This window comes from Pseudomonas kilonensis, assembly GCF_001269885.1.
Lineage (GTDB): Bacteria > Pseudomonadota > Gammaproteobacteria > Pseudomonadales > Pseudomonadaceae > Aquipseudomonas > Aquipseudomonas kilonensis.
In genome coordinates this window covers 119885-135833 of the sequence record NZ_LHVH01000005.1, presented here as the reverse complement: position 1 = coordinate 135833, position 15949 = coordinate 119885, and the positions used below count along the sequence as shown (strand labels likewise).

The 15949-nt window shown below is 60.6% G+C and carries 16 protein-coding genes; 5 read left to right on the top strand and 11 right to left on the bottom strand.

Features of this window, described 5'->3' with window-relative positions:
* Window positions 1–110 precede the first annotated feature (110 nt).
* Entirely contained in the window at window positions 111–788 is a 678-nt protein-coding gene (locus tag AD662_RS01630) for an RES family NAD+ phosphorylase (RefSeq protein ID WP_053185121.1), read from the bottom strand.
* Window positions 788–1198 carry an MbcA/ParS/Xre antitoxin family protein gene (locus AD662_RS01625; RefSeq protein WP_003196771.1) on the bottom strand — a complete coding sequence of 137 codons (411 nt, stop codon included), beginning with the start codon at window positions 1196–1198 and terminating at the stop codon, window positions 788–790. Before AD662_RS01625 ends, AD662_RS01630 begins: the two co-directional genes overlap by 1 nt.
* 395 nt (window positions 1199–1593) lie before the next feature.
* On the opposite strand from AD662_RS01625, the gene AD662_RS01620 reads away from it, so the two are divergent.
* The gene (locus tag AD662_RS01620) at window positions 1594–2520 is read left to right on the top strand and encodes a LysR family transcriptional regulator (RefSeq protein WP_033062614.1); all 927 of its coding nucleotides are present in this window, start codon (window positions 1594–1596) and stop codon (window positions 2518–2520) included.
* Here AD662_RS01620 and AD662_RS01615 read toward each other — a convergent pair.
* The 9 genes from AD662_RS01615 to AD662_RS01575 all read right to left on the bottom strand — a co-directional run bounded on the left by AD662_RS01615 (window position 2437) and on the right by AD662_RS01575 (window position 12295).
* Window positions 2437–2754, bottom strand: coding sequence for an AzlD domain-containing protein (locus AD662_RS01615; protein ID WP_018606370.1), 318 nt, complete (start codon window positions 2752–2754; stop codon window positions 2437–2439). The genes AD662_RS01620 and AD662_RS01615 overlap by 84 nt on opposite strands.
* Window positions 2733–3446, bottom strand: coding sequence for an AzlC family ABC transporter permease (locus tag AD662_RS01610; protein WP_024619247.1), 714 nt, complete (start codon window positions 3444–3446; stop codon window positions 2733–2735). The genes AD662_RS01615 and AD662_RS01610 overlap by 22 nt, the downstream gene beginning before the upstream one ends.
* The gene (locus AD662_RS01605) at window positions 3443–3880 is read right to left on the bottom strand and encodes a GNAT family N-acetyltransferase (protein ID WP_174553527.1); all 438 of its coding nucleotides are present in this window, start codon (window positions 3878–3880) and stop codon (window positions 3443–3445) included. Before AD662_RS01605 ends, AD662_RS01610 begins: the two co-directional genes overlap by 4 nt.
* A 13-nt stretch (window positions 3881–3893) precedes the next feature.
* A complete protein-coding gene (locus tag AD662_RS01600; RefSeq protein ID WP_018606376.1) occupies window positions 3894–4640 on the bottom strand; it encodes a 2OG-Fe dioxygenase family protein in 747 nt (248 codons plus the stop codon).
* A 426-nt stretch (window positions 4641–5066) separates the two neighbouring features.
* On the bottom strand, window positions 5067–6353 hold the full coding sequence (locus AD662_RS01595) for an OprD family porin (RefSeq protein ID WP_018606378.1): 1287 nt from the start codon (window positions 6351–6353) through the stop codon (window positions 5067–5069).
* 249 nt (window positions 6354–6602) lie between these two features.
* Window positions 6603–7274, bottom strand: a complete 672-nt coding sequence (locus tag AD662_RS01590) for a DsbA family protein (RefSeq protein ID WP_053185117.1) — start codon at window positions 7272–7274, stop codon at window positions 6603–6605.
* Window positions 7275–7572: 298 nt separating this feature from the next.
* Window positions 7573–7773, bottom strand: coding sequence for a hypothetical protein (locus AD662_RS01585; protein WP_018606381.1), 201 nt, complete (start codon window positions 7771–7773; stop codon window positions 7573–7575).
* Window positions 7774–8015: 242 nt separating this feature from the next.
* Window positions 8016–9122, bottom strand: coding sequence for an agmatine deiminase (gene aguA, locus AD662_RS01580; RefSeq protein ID WP_053185114.1), 1107 nt, complete (start codon window positions 9120–9122; stop codon window positions 8016–8018).
* Window positions 9123–9382: 260 nt separating this feature from the next.
* The gene (locus tag AD662_RS01575) at window positions 9383–12295 is read right to left on the bottom strand and encodes an aminotransferase (RefSeq protein WP_053185111.1); all 2913 of its coding nucleotides are present in this window, start codon (window positions 12293–12295) and stop codon (window positions 9383–9385) included.
* A 209-nt stretch (window positions 12296–12504) separates the two neighbouring features.
* Here AD662_RS01575 and rfbB point away from each other — a divergent pair, with 209 nt between their 5' ends.
* The 4 genes from rfbB to rfbD are packed head-to-tail and all read left to right on the top strand — an operon-like array spanning window position 12505 to window position 15879.
* Window positions 12505–13587 (top strand): dTDP-glucose 4,6-dehydratase, encoded by a 1083-nt coding sequence (gene rfbB / locus AD662_RS01570; RefSeq protein ID WP_053185108.1) that lies wholly within the window; start codon window positions 12505–12507, stop codon window positions 13585–13587.
* Window positions 13584–14459 carry a glucose-1-phosphate thymidylyltransferase RfbA gene (gene rfbA / locus AD662_RS01565; protein WP_018606390.1) on the top strand — a complete coding sequence of 292 codons (876 nt, stop codon included), beginning with the start codon at window positions 13584–13586 and terminating at the stop codon, window positions 14457–14459. The genes rfbB and rfbA overlap by 4 nt, the downstream gene beginning before the upstream one ends.
* The gene (gene rfbC / locus AD662_RS01560) at window positions 14456–15001 is read left to right on the top strand and encodes a dTDP-4-dehydrorhamnose 3,5-epimerase (protein WP_053185105.1); all 546 of its coding nucleotides are present in this window, start codon (window positions 14456–14458) and stop codon (window positions 14999–15001) included. Before rfbA ends, rfbC begins: the two co-directional genes overlap by 4 nt.
* Window positions 14998–15879, top strand: coding sequence for a dTDP-4-dehydrorhamnose reductase (gene rfbD, locus AD662_RS01555; protein WP_053185102.1), 882 nt, complete (start codon window positions 14998–15000; stop codon window positions 15877–15879). Before rfbC ends, rfbD begins: the two co-directional genes overlap by 4 nt.
* The last annotated feature ends 70 nt before the right edge of the window (window positions 15880–15949 follow it).

Genomic DNA, 15949 nt, shown 5'->3' with positions numbered 1-15949 from the left:
TGCTCCCGCTGGGCTGCACAGCAGCCTCTACTTTCAATACTCACGAATTATTGAAAATTATGGCTGGGCAATAATTATTGCCCAGCCATAAAACACCCTAAAAGCCTGACTCACACCTGACTCACCTCAAACACAAACGAAATCTCCCGCTTCTGGGCACTCCAGACGTACCGAATGTGCTTGCCCTGCGTCGGAATCGAAACCGCCGGCGGGCGAAACGCGGCCACGCATTCGTGGCCGGGCAGGCGGACGCTGTTGTACAGCAGCCCCCACGACAGGGTTTCACGCAGCTGCCGGGCAAACACTTGGGACGGGCCGTAGGCGGTAGGGTCCGGGTTGTGGAGGTGGGGGTAGTCGTGGCGGATGTCGTGCAGAGGTTTGACGACCTTGTTGACGTAGGTGCGCATGGTCAACTCCAGGTCTGGCTCGTTGGTCGCGCCAAGAAATCGCGCCTGGTGGTAGCAGGTCTCGGCGATGGCGGCTTCCTGGCTGCTGGCGGCGTAGTAGACGCCGAAGGTGCCATCGCTGAAGCGGCTGCTTTTGCCGATGTGGGTAAACGCCGCCATCACCGGAGAGGAGCCGGGCCCGGAAATGCGATCCTCGGGGCGGACCCGGGACAGCACGCCGGCTTGTTCCATCAGCCGATCGTTGGTCAGCGCTTCCAGGGCGTAGGCCGTGGGCAGGTCTTCGGGGTCGAGTACGTCTTCAAACAGCGAAATCGGCGGGAAGCTGCTGTTGACGATCCGATAGGCCCGTTTCCATTGCGGGTCCGCCAGTGGTGGCACCATTAACCGCGCACTCCGTCGAGGTATCGCCGCACATCGGCGATGTCCACCACTCGTCCGGTCAGCATGTAGGACAGCGCCGACTGGCCGTTGAACGGTGCCGCGGTGTTCGGACTGCTGACCCATTGATAAGCACGGTCCCGGCTATTGCTGAAGATAATGCTCAGCGCCTTGTGGATACCCATGAGGTAGGAAATGCGCTCCAGCGTATCGCGAGGCAACTTCACGTTTTCCGGCAGCTGTTTGTATTTGTAGAAGGTCGTGTTTCCCACCTTGCCCAGCAATGTGCGCTGCTGTTCGACGCTGCAGCCCCAGAGCGCCATGAGGTTGAAGAAAAACTTCAACGCGACTCGACCCGCGTCCGGGGAGTCCAATTGTTGCTGTGCGTTGAGCGTGATGGAGGAAGTCGCCATGGGTTTGGGCTCCTTTGTCGCGGGGTGGTGCTTAGAGGATAGTACAGATATGGATTATTTTTAAGTTTTTATTCGCAAGTGGACTCCACAGATCCCCTATTTGAACAATTCGGCATGACTTCCCAAGTCAACAAACGTAACCAGGGGCGGGCGTAAGACTCACGCAGGATTTGTCGCAAGACAGTCCACCTATGACCCTGCTAACTGATCCCGACCAGCACCGACTGGGCAAAATCCCCAAATTCCGCATAAGCTCCAACCATCGCCTCCGAGCGTTTTTCGGCACAAAATCGCGACAATCGTGGCAAGGTGCATGATGATAGCCAGCATGCACTGCCTGGCCCGGACCAGGTGCACAACAATAGCGAGCCCACTTAAGCAGAGGGCATTACCTCATGGATAGCAGAACCCTACGCAACCTCATGCGTATCGTGCAGACCGGCTCGTTGTCGGCAGCGGCCGAGCATTCGTGCCTCACGGTGCAGGCGTTGGCGGCGCAGTTGAACAAGGTTGAGGAACAGTTCGGTTTCCGGTTGTTCCGACGCTCGAACAAGGGCCTGACGTTGACGAGCCAAGGCTCGGAACTGACCCCCTTCATGGATCAGGTGTTGGTTGCCACCCGGCAGTTGGAGGAGAAAGTCGCGGCGCTCAAGACGCCGCGACAGCGCACCCTCAGAGTGGCACTCAATACCACCCTGCCGGCGGAGTTCAACCGGCGGATGATCGACCGTTTGATCGCCGTGTTCCCCCAGTATCAGCTGGAGTTCAGCTACGCCGAATCGATGGAGAACCTGAGCAAGCTCAGGAACGAAGATTTTGACCTGGCGATCCTGATCGGGCAGCCGCAGGGCGGTTTTACCAGCATCACCATGCCGGATGTACAGGTGCGGGTGGTCGGCGCCCATTGTGGCGACGCAGACGATTCCCTTGGCTTGCTCGGTGACAAGTTTCAGGTGCGTCCGGCAGAAGAATGTCCGTATTCCCAGAGTTTCCTGCGTTTTCTCGATGCAGGCCTGGGCGAATATGGGTCGAGCCAGCGAATGGTGTATTCCTGCAGTGAAACGCTGACGTTGTCGTTGATCACGCAACTCGATGGCCTGGGGCTGGTATCCCGGGAGGCGGCGTTGCGCAACGGCCTGGCGATTTTCCCGGACTTCGAAGACTTCCTTGAGGTCCGCCTGGCGGTGAACAATTCGGAGCTGTCCGGCCAGGCGCTGCACGATGTAGTGGACCTGACGCTACAGGAACGAACCGAGCGCGATGTACGCCGCCGTGCCCACCGCCACACTGAGAAACAGGTTGCGGCTGAAATACGCACATAACAGCGTCGGTATCGCGGCATAGAATTCAGGGCGATCAAGTTGTATCTGCTGGTCCTTGATCAGCAAGGGGGTCAGGCTGATGGCAGCGACGATCGCCACTGGCAGGTATTCCAAGGCACGGGCGACGAAGGGCGGCCAGTGTTCGGTATTGATCTGCAACGGCAGGGCGCGCGGCAGGAAGGTCACGGCCATCATCAGGGCCACGACCAGGATCAGGAACGTTTGGTCAGGCATACGCCCACCCCGCAGCCAACGAACGTGGCAATGAAGACATTGAATGGCGAGCTGCCCAGCAGGCTCAGCCCGCCCATGCAGACGACAGCCGCCAGGGCCGCGATCAGTTTGTTGCGGGTGTTGCACAACGAAACCAGCACATAGAGCATCATCGCGGTCAGGGCATAGTCGAGTTGGTATTTGATGAGGTGCGCCGCGTATTGCGCGCACACGGCGCCGAGCAAGCCACCGAGCACCCAGGATGTGTGGCAGAACAGGTTGAAGCCGACCAGGTAGCGCACGCTCACCGGTGCCCCGCTGCCGAGCTTGACGCTGTGGAACGCGAACGACTCGTCCGTCAGCCCCGCCGCGTAGCACCAGCGCTCGAAACGGCTGAGCCCCAGCGCACGCAGGGCCTTGGCCATGTAGACCGACATCAGCATGTGCCGGGCATTGATCAGGAACGTGGTGAGCACGATGGTGGTCAGCGACGCACCGCTGGAAATCAACGCCAGCGCGGCGAATTGCGCAGCGCCCGCATAAACGAACAGGCACATCGCCACCGGCAGCCACAGGGGCAGCCCGGCGTTGACCGCCATCAGACCGAACACAAACGAAACCGTGAAATAACCCGCTACCACCGGACTGGCTTCAGCAAAGGTACGCGAGGCTTGTGGTTCGACCGCCAGCGGTTGGCTGGAAGTCTTGTTCATAAATCCCTCTCGAAGGTGATTTCACCCCGGGGCTCACAGAACCCCTGGGCGGCCCAGAAACGCTTGCCGGCCAGATTAGCATCATCGACGAAAAGGAACATGCGCAGCACGCCGACCCGCTTCATGTCAGCCGATGCGGCTTCCACCAGGCGCTGGCCCAGGCCTTTGGTGCGATGCTGCGGGCTGACCGCCAAGTGATTGATCGTGCCACGGGTACCGAGCATGCCGCCGATCACCGCGCCCACGACTTCACCGCTCGCATCGATGGCCAGGTACGCGGTGGTGGTTTCCTGCAACAACACACCGCGCAAGAATCGGGCGTCCTGCCATTCGCAGAACGACACTTCGTCGAAACCGCGAAAGAACCGCTCCAGTCGCTCGGCGTCCCGGATCATGGTCCGGCGCAACAGGACCTGCTGCGTCGGGTCGTCCATGGGTTCGAGCCGTTCAGCGAACAATGTCGAAAGCGGTCCCGGGCCGCGAGAAGGAAATGGCCAGGATCTGCCGGTACGCCATGTCATGGCTATGGGTGTTGCGCGCCGGGGTCACGTAATGGCGCATGTCGCGATCCAGGAAAAACGTCGTGTCGAGGATGTCCTCGTAGGTTGTCGCCGCCAGCTGCTCTTCCTGGGCGGTGTACAAGCGACTTTCCGCACCTGCCACATTCTGACGGCCCCAGAAGTGCACGCCGCTGAACGGATAGCCGTCGCAGTGAATCCCTTCGGGGGTGATTTCCAGTTGTTTGCCCGGCTTGATCTCGATGCGGATCTGATGGATCTGGCACTGCCAGATTTCATCGTGCAATTCCTGCGGCAGGACGTTCTTGTAAACCTCGAAGTCCGTGTCGATCAGGCTGCGCATCACCGGCGAATTGATCACTTCGTTGGAAAAGTCCTCGAAGTGCCGCTCCAGTCCGCCGACATAGCTGTTGTTGGCCTTGGACTGAACGTAGGCCCGGTGTTCGAGCTGCGCAAGCTCACGGGTCGTAGGGTTGTATTCGAAGTCGCTGTAGCGGCGAAAACGCATGCCTGACTCGGCCTGGCCGTAGTAGCTGTCGGGCTCCATGTTTTCCCAGCTTTTGGTCAGCCGGACAAAATCGCCGAAATGACCGTAGAGGTTGAAGTCCCCACCGCGAACGTTGACGTATTTGTCACGTCTTAGCGCTTCGCCCACTTCCCTGTTCAGAACGATCATTTTTCATAGGTCTCCGCTGCGTTGAGCGGCCTAATCTAGTAGGTGCAGGATTTACGTCCATGAGAAAGTATTTGAGGCATTTCAAGCGGAGCTTGAAACGGCGGGCAAAGATGCATTAGTACGACTTTTTCTCGGGGAAACAGGCGGTTACAGCGGTATTTATTGCACTAAAAGCCAAAAAGACCCGAGTTTGAGGTCGCAACGCTATTCACTTCAGGCAGGCACGAATCAGTTGTGGCAAGGGAGCTTGCCCTCGCTGGGCTCGTAGGAGCTGTCGAGTGCAACGAGGCTGCGATCTTTCCCCAGACGCTTGAGTCTCAAGCGAAAGATCAAAAGATCAAAAGATCGCAGCCTTCGGCAGCTCCTACGGCCAGCGGGAGCAAGCTCCCTCGCCACGGTTTTATACGTTTGTAACCTGTTCAGGCATCAGAAGACGTTGATCGGGTAATCCACGAACACCCGCAGCTCATTGCCGCTGACGTTGTACTCGCTGGACTTCTGCGACACCCGCAGCACGGAACTGCGCAACCTTACGCTCAAGTCCTTGGCCGGGCCGCTCTGGACCACGTACTTGAACTGGTTGAAGATCTCGCGCTCGGTACCGCCTTCGCTGGTGGACGTGGTGATGTTATCGCCACGCACATAAGCGACGTTATAGGTCAGGCCCGGTACGCCGAACGTGGTGAAGTCCAGGCCATAGCCCAACTGCCAGCTGCGTTCGTCTTCAGCGTTGAAGTCGGACCAGTAGGAGTTGGCCAGGTAGATCGTGTTACCGCCATCACCCACACGATTCTGCTCGCGCTGATAGCCACCGTAGGCATAACCCAGGTTGCTGTCACCAGTGCTGCGCTGGTGGGCAAGCGTGAAACTGTGCGGTCCTGTGGCGAAGGTGGCAGCCAGGCTCCAGATCTTGTTGTCGTCGCCGGTGACGTTGTTTTCACGAACGTAGCTGTTGTCCAGCTTGGTGCGATAACCGTTGAAGTCCAGGGTCAGGGACTGATCCTTGGCCAGCGGGAACACGTAGTTGGCGTTCACGTATTGCTTCTTCAATACGTCCTCGACATCCGAGGCGTAGAGCGAAGCCTTGAACTGCTCGGTGAACTGATAGCTGCCGCCCAAGACGTTGATCGACTTCAGGCCACCGCTGTCGCGGCCTTCAGCACTCTTGCGCGATTCGGCGGTGAAACGGCCGGCATTGAGTTCCAGGCCCTTGATCTCCTTGGAGGTGATCAGCGTGCCGGTGTAGCTTTCCGGCAGCAGGCGCGAGTTGTCATAGCTGAGCACCGGCAGGGCCGGCATCTGGTCACCGTAGGCCAGCACGGTGTTGGAGACGCGGAACTTGACCGCTGCCCCGAACTTGGACAGGTCATCGGCGGCGTTGCCGCTGTCGCCTTGCTTGAAGAAGTCGATGCCGCCCGCCCCGCTGCGGCCTTTACCGCCGTCCAGACGCAGCGCGTACAGGCCGAACGCATCCACACCGACACCCACGGTGCCCTGGGTGAAGCCGGACGAGAAGGTACCGATGGCCGCCTGGCCCCATTCGGCCTTGTCTTCGTTGCCATCTTTGTAGTCGCGGTTGATATAAGCGTTGCGCAACAGCACTTTCAAGCTGCTGTCTTCAACGAACCCTTTGGACTGCGCCTGGTCGTTGGCCATGGCGTGTGTCGTGCTCAAGATCCCCAGTGCGATCAAACTAATGCGCTTGTTCAACATGATTATTTTCCTTGTACGGGTTGATACGCACTGTGGCGGGCAACCGAAATGGCGCTTTTGCGCTCTTTTTCGGACTCTTGCTCCTGGAAATAATGAAAAGGCCCGCCCACGAGTGATCGTGTCGGGCCTTTTTATTATTTAAGAGTCATGGTTGTTAGCCACAGGCGTAGGCGAATCCTAGTCGCGCCCTCAACGGTGTGTCAATTTCGTGAAACGTCTGTAATTAGGCAAAAAATGTCTAAGAACTGCTCACCGCGAACAACCGTCAAGACCGCAGGCCGCTGATGACGTGGAGGCCTGAACCGGCAAGGCTTGCGTCAGCCATTGGGCGAATGCCTCGGGCTTGCCGAACCAAGGGCCGATGTCGATCAGCGTGAACTGGCCATCCTGCTCCAAGGCCAAGGTTGGGAAACCCTGGCCGCCGACCTGGGCCAGCAAGGTGCGACTGGCCTTGATATGCCCTTGCACATCAACCGTGCTGAATGCCGTCAGGAACGCCTGGGCCGGCAGGCCGATTGTTTGGGCGAGCTCCAGCAGGACGGTTTCGTCAGCGATGCGCCGGCCTTCGACGTAGTGTGCGGTTTGCAGGCGCCCGAGCAACTCCAGGCCGTGGCCGCCGAGCTGTTCGGCAGCGAGGATGGCGGCGGTCGGCGGCGCCGAATCGAACACGGCGCTGTGGTCGCGCAGCAGACCTTCGAAATAGGCCTCGCCAAATGGTTGCCCGGAATGCTCGGCAATGCGCCGGTCGTGGGGCATCACGTAATTGCGCAACTGCGGCGAGACCTGCTGGCGATTGGCACCGGTCATCATGCCGCCGCCATGGGCAATCACCGGCAAAACGGTCCGGGCGGCCTGCACCAACGGCTTGGCGCCGTAACACCAGCCGCACAGCGGGTCGTAGATATAATGAAGAGTGGTCATGGGGACTCCGCTAGCCATGAGGATTCGATGGCAGCAGGGTAGTCTCTGGAGCACTGCGGAAAAACGCTGGAATGGCTTTCAATCTGTTTCGCGGATCGGTCGAATACCCATGGTGAACACTGATCCTGTGGGAGCGGGCTTGCTCGCGAAGGCGTCGGGTCAGCTACATATGCGGTGCCTGACACACCGCTTTCGCGAGCAAGCCCGCTCCCACACGAGTTGCATCAGCCCGCAAGTCCGGCGGACACAAAAAAAGCGCTGCCATCCCGGCCAGCGCTTTTTATCAATCCGTCGATTTCTATCCTTGCATCACATCCCACAACGCTTCCAGCTCCGCCTCGCTGAACAGGCCAACGGGGTAACGCTCAACGATCATCCGGCGCGGATCAGGTTCTCTGATCTGACGCGTTCCGTTGGACTTCAACCACTGCGCCAAGGCTTGAAGCGACTCACCATTAACGGCCAAGGGATGGCATGTGCGCTCGCTTATCATATTCATTCCAGCGCCCTCTCCTGGTTGATGAGCGGCCAATTTATCCAAGGTTTATGACAAAACAACTCAGTTCTCTCCCCAGAACTGCCGAAGTACAGATACAAGAGCTATGCCAATGTATCCGTCACGCCAATAAACAGGCACAAAAAAACCCGCGCACCAATCAGGCCGCGGGCTTGCCGGGATGGATCCAAAACCGCCGGCCTAGAGCCGGCGCGGTCGTTATCACCCAGCTGTTACATCGCCACTCATTTTGCCCGCGGCGCAGGTTGCTGTTGTGTAAGGCAATGGATATTCCCACCCCCCAGTAACAGTTCGCGCCCCGGTACCATGACCACTTCGTGCTGCGGGAACAGGTTCTGCAGGATGTCCCTGGCCGGCGTGTCCAGCGGATCGTCAAAGCTTGGCGCGATGATGCCGCCGTTGACGATCAGGAAATTCACGTAGGAACCGGCCAGCCGTACCGACGGGTTACGCTCCTGGGAACCCTCCACCGTATCCACGCCGGCACACTCTTGCTCGGTGGCATACAACGGCCCCGGAATCGGCATTTTATGCACTGTGAATGGGCGTCCCTTGGCGTCAGTGCTGTTTTGCAGCACGTTCATCGCTGCGTGGCAGCGGGTGTAGTTAGGGTCTTGCGGGTCGTCGGTCCAGGCAAGCAGGACTTCACCCGGCCGCACGTAGCAGCAAAAGTTATCCACATGGCCGTCGGTCTCGTCATTGAACAGACCATCAGGCAGCCAGATGATCTTGTCCACCGCCAACTGCGCGCTGAGCACTGCCTCGATCTCTTCGCGGCTCAAGTGCGGGTTGCGATTGCGGTTGAGCAGGCACTCTTCGGTGGTGATCAGGGTGCCTTCGCCGTCCACGTGGATCGAACCGCCCTCGAGCACAAAACCTTCGGTGCAATAACGCGGGCTGCGCTCGATCTCGAGGATCTTGCCGGCCACTTGCGCATCACGGTTCCACGGCGTGTACAGGCCACCGTCGAAACCGCCCCAGGCGTTGAAATCCCAATCGACACCGCGCACTTCACCGTTGTCATTGATGACAAACGTCGGCCCTGTGTCGCGGACCCAAGCGTCGTCACTGGACATTTCCACCAGGCGGATATTCGGCACGTCGAGACGCGCCCGGGCATTTTCGTATTGGGCCGCAGACACCGCCACAGTCACCGGCTCAAAACGGGCGATGGCCTTGGCGACCGCTACGTGGGCAGCCTGCGCGGGCTTGCCACCCAGGCGCCAGTTGTCCGGGCGCTCGGGCCAGATCATCCAGACCTGGGTCTGGGTCGCCCACTCGGCAGGCATGTGGAAACCATCCGCGCGGGGAGTGCTGTGCAACGTTGTCATGGGGTCATCTCCTGGGCGATGGGGCAGTGGCAACTTTATAAACGATAAATATCGACTAATAAAGTCAGAAAGACTAAACGCAATCAAAAAACAGCTGAAAACACCGACAAAAATCGATTTTATAACGAGATATCTGTGGGAGCGGGCTTGCTCGCGAAGGCGTCGGGTCAGCGACCTATGCGGTGACTGACACACCGCTTTCGCGAGCAAGCCCGCTCCCACAGGGGAACACAGCTTTACAGCCTGGCGTTCCCGATCGATTACAGCCCCTCGTCCAAGACCTTCACCAGCATATCGACGAAGAAATCCACGCTCTGGCGCGTGGTGACCATCGGCGGTTTGATCTTGAGGATGTTCAGGTAATCGCCGGTCGGTTGCATGAAGATCCCCAACGCTCGCAGGCGGTTGCACAACGCCGTGGTTTCTTCAGTGGCCGGCTCCAGGGTGTTGCGGTCGCGGATCAGTTCCACGCCCAGGTAGAACCCGGAGCCATGCACCGCGCCGACCAATGGATAGCGGTCGATCAAGGCCTCCAGCCGCGCCTTGAAATGCCCGCCCACTACCCGGGCGTTTTCCCAGAGATTGTCTTCTTCCATGACATCCAGCACCGCCATGCCGATCTGGCAACTGACCGGGCTGCCACCGGCCGACGAGAAGAAATACCCCTCGGCTTCCAGCGCCTCGGCGATTTCCCGGCGGGTGATGACCGCGCCCAGCGGCTGGCCGTTGCCCATGCCCTTGGCCATGGTGATGATGTCCGGCACCACGCCTTGCTCTTCGAAGCCCCAGAAAAACTCGCCCATGCGCCCATAACCGACCTGTACTTCGTCGGCGATGCAGACCCCACCGCGCTCACGCACCATCGCGTAGACCTGTTTGAGATAACCAGGCGGCAGCGCGATCCCACCGGCGTTGCCGTACACCGGTTCGCAGATGAAACCGGCGAGCTGGCGTTTACTCTCGGCGATTTTCGCCAGGTTGTGTTCGACGCTGCGCACGTAATCCGGCGCAGTGTCGGGGCCACGGAATTCGCCGCGATAGGTGTTCGGTGCGGTCACCGGATGCACCCAGTCCGGGCGGCTGCTCAGGGCCTGGGGATTGTCAGCGATGGAGGTCGAGACCGCATCGGCCGCCACCGACCAGCCGTGATAGGCCTCCAATACGCTGAGCATGTCCCGCCCGCCGCTGTAGGCCCAGGCCAGGCGGATCGCCAGGTCGTTGGCCTCGGTGCCGCTGTTGACCAGGAACACCCGATCCATGTTGGAGGGCGACAGCGCCAGCAGGCGCTCGGAAAATTCGGCAATCGCCGCGTAGTGAAAACGCGAGTTGGTATTGAGCAGCGACCATTGCCGGGCAGCCACCGCCGCCATGCGTGGATGGCCGTGGCCCAGTACCGCGACATTATTGAGCATGTCCAGGTACGAGCGGCCCTGCATGTCGATCAGGTGGTTGCGCCAGCCGCGCTCGATACGCGGCGGGTCGACGTAGTAGTGCTTTTGCGAACGGGCAAAGCTCGCATCGCGACGGGCCAGCAGCGCGTCGGGATCGATCTCCGGCTCGGCATCACAAGCCAGCCCCAGCAGCACCGCCGGCGAAGGGCAAAGCGCCTGCCAGGCCAATGCCCTGGAAGGTACGCAGAACAACGGTGGATTCACCTGGGAGCCCCGACACAACTGGACCCGCAACGGCCCCGTCACTTCGCCCAGCACCTGCCCCTTGACCAGTGCCGCGCCGGAATGCAGCGGCGACGTCACGCCCCACAGCCGCACGCTCAACTGCGCGCTGTCCAGCTGCAACAGGCCGTCGGCCGTCTTGTGCACGACCCCAGCGAACGGGGATTCGAGCGGCGTCCCCTGAGGAACGCTCAACTCCACGTGCAGTGGATAAGTATCGGGCTCGACGGCGCTGTCCGGTCGGGTGCGGGATAACCGGTACTGCCCGTAGCGGTTGGCGGCCAGGCCGTGAACGCCAGCGGCCTCGCTCAACAGGCGCTGGTCGATCCCCGGTTGCTCCCAATTGCCGGCCTCGAAATGCGGGCTCAGTACACCCAGGTCAATCAAGGCAAATTCACGCCCCACCAGGGTCGGCAACAGCGGCGCAAAGCCTTCGCTGGCAATGGCCGGCAGGCTGTGGCCGACGGCGGTGAGAATCGCCGCTTCCATCAGTTCGAGGGGCACCGAGTGCGCGACCCGGAAAATCTCCCACTCATGGGCCAGGTTGTCGCGGCTGTATTGGTTGTCCGGGTCGATGGAAACCTGCTGCTCACCGCTGAGCACCAGTACCGCGGCGCGTGCCACGACCAGTGGCCATAGCGCCAGCAGTTCTTCACGTTGCAAGGGATTGACCGCGTGATAGGCCTTGATCGCCGGCAAGATAAAGAACGGATCGCCGTCGGCGTGGTGCAGCAGGGCGGCGCAGGTCACCGACAAGTCGGTGATGCGCCAAGTGCGGATCAGGTCGCCGAAATCGATGACGCCCTGCAATTGCCATTGGCGCTGGGCATCGCGCTGCCAGACCACGTTGTCATCGGTGATGTCCATGTGGATCGCCTGCACCGGCAGGCTGGCCTTGAGCGGCTGCAAGCGCCGCTCGGCCTGTTGCGCGACCTCGGTGATCAGTTGCCGCCGCTGATCGTCGTCGATGACAGGCAACAAGTGATCGATCAGGGCGGGGGCGTGGCGCGCGTCCCATTGCAGGGTGCGCTCCAGGCCTGGGTGGTCGAATGTCGCCAGGGCCAGGTCCATTTCCGCGCACAGGCGGCCCAGGCCGGTCACCAACTCAGGCGGCAGGTGTTTGAGCTGCGTGAGGGACTGGCCGTCGATGTACTCCAGCAGTCGCATATGGACCGCTTGCCCGTCGACGTCCAATGTCAGCAGGTCCTGGCCGTTGCTGGCGGTAATCACCCGCGGCACCTTCACCGCGCCGTGCCCGGCCAACTGCTTGAGAGCAGCGTGTTGGGCCTGGAGCTCCTGGACGGCGTAGTCGCCGTGGCAAATTTTCAACACAAAGCGCCCGCGCTCGCTGTCGACGCGGTAGTTCAGGTCCTGGTTGCTGCCAAGGGGTCGCAGGTCGCCGCTGAGTCCGTAATTCAAGCGCAACAGCACCAACGCCTGCTCGGCGCTGATCTGTGGGCTTGGCAAACTGGCACGGTGAACCAACGTAGTGAGCGGCATACAACGACCCCTGAGGTGGTTTTGATCGGATGCCTATCACGCCACTGAGTCGGGGGATAAGCAACCCCCCTGTTCAAAAATATGCACAGCTCTCCTGAGAGGCTATATGGGGAGGGGGTGTCCATAGGATATTCGCTTGCACCGCCCCCGCCATGCCTACAAGCTATGCTCCTAAGGCTCTGTCGTCTCACGGAAAAAGGCTTACCCGGATGCGCATTCTCATCACTGGCGGTGCCGGTTTCATCGGCTCGGCGCTCATACGGCACTTGATTCTTGATACCGGACACCAGGTCCTGAACCTCGATAAGCTGACCTATGCTGGCAATCTCGAATCACTGAGCAGCATCGATCACGACAGCCGCTACGAATTCGTCCAGGCCGATATCGTCGATCAACCAACCGTCAGTGCGGTGCTAGCGCGATTCAAGCCTGACGCCATCATGCATCTGGCGGCCGAGTCCCATGTAGACCGCTCCATTGATGGCCCGGCGGACTTCATCCAGACCAATATCGTGGGCACCTACAGCCTGCTGGAAGCCACTCGAGCCTATTGGCAGGCCCTGCCCGAGCCGCAGAAACGCGCGTTTCGCTTCCACCACATTTCCACCGACGAAGTGTATGGCGACCTGCACGGTGTGGATGACCTGTTCACCGAGACCACCGCCTATGCCCCAAGCTCACCGTATTCGGCGAGCAAGGCGGCGTCCGACCACCTGGTCCGCGCCTGGCAACGCACCTATGGCTTGCCCGTGCTGTTGACCAACTGCTCGAATAACTACGGGCCGTTTCACTTCCCCGAGAAGCTGATTCCACTGGTGATTCTCAACGCGCTGGCCGGCAAGCCGTTGCCGGTCTATGGCGACGGCCAGCAAGTGCGCGACTGGCTGTTTGTCGAAGACCATGCCCGTGCACTGCTCAAGGTCGTCACCGAAGGCGCGGTCGGCGAGACTTACAACATTGGCGGGCACAACGAGCAGAAAAACATCGACGTGGTGCGCAGCATCTGCGCGCTGCTCGAAGAACTGGCGCCACGCAAGCCCGAAGGCGTCGAGCACTATGCCGACCTGATCAGCTTCGTCCAGGATCGCCCCGGCCACGACCTGCGCTACGCCATCGACGCCAGCAAGATCGAACGGGAACTGGGCTGGACACCACGGGAAACCTTCGAGACCGGACTGCGTAAGACCGTGCAGTGGTACCTCGAAAACCTGCTGTGGTGCCAACGTGTCCAGGACGGCAGCTATCAAGGCGAGCGCCTGGGCTCGCTCGACAACAAGGATGCAATTGCATGATGAAGGGCATTGTTCTGGCCGGCGGTTCCGGCACACGCTTGCACCCGATCACCCTTGGGGTTTCCAAGCAACTCTTGCCGGTTTATGACAAACCGATGATTTATTACCCGATCTCGGTGCTGATGCTCGCCGGCATCAAAGACATCCTGGTGATTTCCACCCCCCAGGATCTGCCGCAATACCGCGCCCTCTTGGGCGACGGTCATCAGTTTGGTGTGCAGTTCAGCTACGCCGAGCAGCCGACGCCCGATGGCCTGGCCCAGGCGTTCCTGATCGGCGAGCAGTTCATTGGCAGCGACTCGGTGTGCCTGATCCTGGGCGACAACATTTTCCACGGCCAGCATTTTGGCGAACAATTGCAGACCGCCGTCAACCGGCAGAGTGGCGCGACAGTGTTCGGCTACTGGGTCAAGGACCCTGAACGTTTTGGCGTGATCGATTTCGATCCAGAAGGACGGGCGATGTCCATCGAAGAAAAACCCACCGCGCCCAAATCCAGCTACGCGGTAACCGGCCTGTATTTCTACGATAACGACGTGATCGAGATCGCCAAGGCCATCAAGCCGTCCAAGCGCGGCGAACTGGAAATCACCGACGTCAACAATGCCTACCTGCAACGCGGCGACCTGCACGTCGAGCGCTTCGGCCGTGGTTTCGCCTGGCTGGACACCGGCACCCACGATAGCCTGCTGGAAGCCTCGCAATACGTGCAGACCATCGAACATCGCCAAGGCCTGAAAGTGGCGTGCCTGGAAGAAATTGCCTACCAGCAAGGTTGGGTCAGCCGCGAGCACGTCCTTGAGCGCGCCCAGTATTTTGGCAAGACCGGCTACGGCCAGTACTTGTTCAAGATCGCCGGAGAAACACGATGAATGTCATCGCCACTCGCTTGCCAGACGTCCTGGTCATCGAACCGAAAGTCTTTGGCGACGACCGAGGTTTTTTCTACGAAAGCTTCAATGCCCGGGCGTTTGCCGAAGCGACTGGCTGCACCCTGCCGTTCGTCCAGGACAACCATTCACGCTCCACCAGGGGCGTGCTGCGGGGCCTGCACTATCAGATCGAACAGGCCCAGGGAAAGCTCGTGCGCGTCACTGCCGGGGAGGTGCTGGATGTCGCGGTGGACATCCGCCACAGCTCGCCGACCTTCGGCCAATGGGCCAGCGTACGCCTGTCGGCGCAGAACCACCGGCAGATGTGGGTCCCGCCAGGGTTTGCCCACGGTTTCGTCGTGCTGAGCGAATCAGCGGACTTCCTCTACAAGACCACCGACTACTACGCGCCATCGGCCGAACGCTGCATTCGCTGGGACGACCCGCAGCTGGCCATCGACTGGGAGCTCGAAGGCGCGCCGATCCTCTCGGCCAAGGACCAGAACGGCAAGGCCCTGCACGAGGCCGACCTGTTCCCATGAGTGCCCCCTTGCGTATCCTGATCATTGGCCAGAATGGCCAGGTTTCCCGGGCGCTCCAGTCGCGCCTGAGCGGCCTGGGCGAGTTGATCGTGCGCGGCAGCGACCAGCTCGACCTGGCGCAACCGGACGCCCTGCGCGCGCCCATCGAGGCGCTGAGGCCCGGCCTGATCATCAACGCTGCCGCCCACACGGCCGTCGACCAGGCCGAAAGCGAACCGGAGCGGGCGTTCGCCATCAATGCCACGGCACCGGGCATCCTGGCCCAGGCAGCGGTTGCGCTGGGCATCCCGCTGATTCATTACTCCACCGACTACGTCTTCGATGGCCTCAAACCCGCCCCCTACACCGAGGACGACACGCCCAACCCGCTGAGTGTCTACGGACGCAGCAAGCTGGCCGGCGAGAATGCCATCCGCCAGGCTGGTGGCCAGCACCTGATCCTGCGCACCAGTTGGGTGTACTCCACCGCGGGCCGCAACTTCCTGTTGACCATGCAGCGCCTGTTGCAGGAAAAACCGCAGTTGCGGGTGGTCGCCGACCAGGTCGGCGCACCGACCTGGGCCGGCACCATTGCCGACAGTACGGCGCAACTGATCGAGCGCTGGCAGGCCGGCCACCCCGGCGCCTGGGGCACCTATCACCTGACGGCCCAAGGTGAGACGTCCTGGTTCGGTTTCGCCCAGGCCATCGGCGAAAACCTGCTCGATCGGCACAAAGCGTGTGCGCTGCTGGAGCCCATTGAATCCAGCGCCTATCCGACTCCAGCCCCGCGGCCACTTAATTCGCGCCTGGATTGCACGCGCCTGCTCAAGGAGTGGGGGGTGAGCCAACCGGACTGGCGAAGCGCGCTGCAGCAGTGCCTCGCCGGACAAACCTAGTACTGCCTTACAAATAGTATTTGCAAGGCAACTAGGCATAATACGCCTGTCACCACAGGCGTCCGAGGCT